Annotated in this window: 4 protein-coding genes; 3 read left to right on the top strand and 1 reads right to left on the bottom strand. The window is 36.4% G+C overall.

Annotated features, from left to right (window positions below; all coding sequences use genetic code 11):
- Positions 1–422 precede the first annotated feature (422 nt).
- From PLK24_RS10150 to PLK24_RS10140, 3 genes are all read left to right on the top strand, one after another.
- On the top strand, positions 423–1,016 hold the full coding sequence (locus tag PLK24_RS10150; RefSeq protein WP_324478791.1) for an Ltp family lipoprotein: 594 nt from the start codon (positions 423–425) through the stop codon (positions 1,014–1,016).
- Positions 1,017–1,443: 427 nt separating this feature from the next.
- Positions 1,444–1,758, top strand: coding sequence for a hypothetical protein (locus PLK24_RS10145; RefSeq protein ID WP_324478788.1), 315 nt, complete (start codon positions 1,444–1,446; stop codon positions 1,756–1,758).
- A gap of 82 nt (positions 1,759–1,840) precedes the next feature.
- Positions 1,841–2,863 (top strand): PDDEXK family nuclease, encoded by a 1,023-nt coding sequence (locus tag PLK24_RS10140; protein WP_324478787.1) that lies wholly within the window; start codon positions 1,841–1,843, stop codon positions 2,861–2,863.
- On the opposite strand, the gene PLK24_RS10135 is transcribed toward PLK24_RS10140, so the two are convergent.
- Positions 2,860–3,049 (bottom strand): helix-turn-helix domain-containing protein (locus PLK24_RS10135; RefSeq protein WP_324478786.1); only part of this gene is annotated, 190 nt, incomplete at its 5' end. The genes PLK24_RS10140 and PLK24_RS10135 overlap by 4 nt on opposite strands.

The raw sequence follows: 3,049 nt of genomic DNA, 5'->3' as shown, positions 1-3,049 counted from the left end.
GGTGGGAGAAAGAGAACCAACACGCCTGGTCATAGTATTCTTCCATCCACTATTCAATGATGGTTTGAAAGGGTTAGTTTCGTCCCGATAGTGTTACCGGAAGACATCAAACAAGACGAAAAAAAAAGGAGAATGCGAACCCTTATTCAAAATGCCTCAGCCCGGAGTTTTGGAAAGCATAGTTCAATGCCTCTACCACTTACAGACGGTGAAAAAAGGTTATAATGGTGTTTTTTGAGGGGTCATATTCGCGTTTTTTTCATGGTGGGGTATCATTGTATGATCACAGGTGAGAATTGCCGCTACAGCGCTTCTATGAGGATCGTTTTTTTTCGGGGCTTTATAAAAAAATCTTCCCGGGTTGGGAATCACCACCCAGAACATCAGCAATCTTTATCGAACCGTGTAACATAGTCCATACCATGAAGAGACTAGTGGTCTTTTTCATAACCGGACTTCTTTTAATTGCAGTAATCGGGATTACGGGATGTACATCAAACCCAAAGACGCCAACCGCACCTGTATCGACGCTAACCACACCTGTATCGACGCCGGCACCAATTGCAGGAGAAAAGCCGGATAAGATAACATTGGGCGAAAATAATGCAGCAAGGAAGGCATTAGATTACTTAAGAGTCATGCCTTTTTCACGAGATGGATTAATTAAACAACTCGAATACGAAGGATTTACACACCAGCAAGCTGTATATGGAGTAGATCAATCTGGTGCTGACTGGAATGAGCAAGCAGCATTAAAAGCTAAAGACTATTTAAGATTAATGGCTTTTTCACGAGATGGATTAATTAAACAACTCGAATACGAAGGATTTACACACCAGCAAGCTGTATATGGAGTAGATCAATCTGGTGCTGACTGGAATGAGCAAGCAGCATTAAAAGCTAAAGACTATTTAAGATTAATGGCTTTTTCACGAGATGGATTAATTAAACAACTCGAATACGAAGGATTTACACACCAGCAAGCTGTATATGGTGCGCAAGCTGTTGGCTATTAAACTAATATATATGGCGATATAAGTCGCCATGTATAAACAACACTTTTAAAAAGCGTTCAGTAGCGAGGAAGAACCTGGACACTTATAAAAGTTTTATTAAAATGCTTTTTTTTAATTTATAATATCATTTATTGCTGACTCAGTGATCCGGTATTCCCGGCCGACCTTCACGGCCCGGAGCTTCTTTTTGTAAAAACTCCAGTATACTTAAGTTCAGATCCCATCCTGTGACCATTGGTTATATTACACAACCTATTTATTTCTGTTCTAATATTAGTACTACAATATGAAAACTATCCACATCCTTCTTTTTATATCGCTAATTTTAGCTATCGCGCTCTCGGGGTGCACGGGTGGTAACCCTGATGATGAGTTCAGGAAAGCGTGGGAGGCATCCGAGCACGATGTGATTGAATATGGGAATCAGATGCGCACAGCCATGGGTCCAGAGGGATCCCTTAATGTCGACGTAAAAGCCATGTCCGAGAAATCGAAGGCTATGATCGACACTATTGACCGGCACTACAACGCAATCTCGGCCATCCAAGTATCCCAGAAATATGCAACGGCAAAACAGGACTATCTCGGAGGCTTGAGCGATCTTAGGATGGCATGTGTTGACCTCTCAAAAGTTCAGGATGCAGGATCCTTCGGAGCATTAGGGTATCTCTCTACAGCAACCCCATGGTTGGAGAAGTCACAGGAGAAAAGAGAACGGGTTAAAGGGATAATGGGAAAATAATTTTGAAAATTGGTAAGAACCCTCTCGATTAAATAAAAACCCCCAAAAAATAACACTCTACCGGAAGTCACTGATAAATTAAATGAAAAATAATAATCTTAAGAAAGAGGTGGCGTTTAAAAATGAAATTATCGAAATAGAAAAATTACCATATCCTTATGTGTTATATCCAGGTTTTTATGGTGCATTTTTTGCATTTCAAGAAGATTTAAACAAAAAAATTACATTTTGTTCATGCTGTAAAGAGGCAATTCAAAGTTATATAAAATTTCGACTTTCTGAACATCCGATAGGGTATCAAACAATTCCTGAAAAGAGGTATTTTATTTCATCTTCGGATTTCCCATTAAAATTTGTAAAAACATTAATTAATGCTAAAATTAAGGGAAATGAAGACATTATTAACCAATTTATTTTTAAAGATAATTTATGCCATGAGTGTAATAAGAAAACTCCGAATCTTCGATATTGCCATGAAATGTATGGGGGCTCTTTTAAGCAGAATTATGGGTGGTACATTAAAAAAGAGGCATATGAGTTAGGAATCCAAATTTGTGTTGATCCTGGTATTATTCGTATTAATACACAGATTTGCCCAGATGAATTATTTGAATTGCTTGACGAAGAACCAATCGAAAAATGTAACTCATTTCCAGAAATTTTACATTTTAAACTAGATGACATCATAAATTCAAAAATAAAAAGAAGAGTTTTAAAATTTGCTGAAAATAACGCTAGAATAAAATTTGGTTTTAAAAAGGTGGGGGAAGCCTGGGTAAATGAAACGATTCTCTATAATACATTAAAATCTATGTTTCCAGAATTTCATATTATTCATCATTATCGACCAGATTTTTTAAAAGGGCTTGAAATTGATGTTTTCATTGAAGAACTAAAAATTGGTTTTGAATATCAAGGCATTCAACATTTTAAACCATTCAAGCATTTTGGAGGAAAAAAATCACTTGATAAATTGAAATTAAGGGATAAATTAAAAAGAAATCTTTGTGAAGAAATTGGAATAAAATTAATTGAAGTAACTTATCATGAGCATGTATCAGAGCAACTAATTAGAACTAAAATGAGTGAATACTATTCTTTTTAGGAGTCTAGTTTCCTTGATTCTGTAATAAATGACTGAATGTCATCTTCGTGAATTCTAACTAAATCACCAATATAAAACGCTTTAATTTTCCCCTGTTTGATCCATGCCCTAACAGTCCTAGGTTTAATTTTTGGTAATTGTGTAAGATCCACCACTAACCTTTCGTTAGGAAAGGAACAATGGATC

It is taken from the genome of Atribacter sp. (genome assembly GCF_035418125.1).
In the GTDB taxonomy this organism is placed as follows: Bacteria; Atribacterota; Atribacteria; order Atribacterales; family Atribacteraceae; genus Atribacter; species Atribacter allofermentans.
Note: the sequence above shows the minus strand (reverse complement) of the source record. Positions and strands in the feature narration are given on the sequence as shown.

Coding starts and splice junctions, on each gene's coding strand:
- PLK24_RS10140 (WP_324478787.1), top strand. CDS start 1,841: ATGAAAAATAATAATCTTAAGAAAGAGGTGGCGTTTAAAAATGAAATT.
- PLK24_RS10145 (WP_324478788.1), top strand. CDS start 1,444: ATGCGCACAGCCATGGGTCCAGAGGGATCCCTTAATGTCGACGTAAAA.
- PLK24_RS10150 (WP_324478791.1), top strand. CDS start 423: ATGAAGAGACTAGTGGTCTTTTTCATAACCGGACTTCTTTTAATTGCA.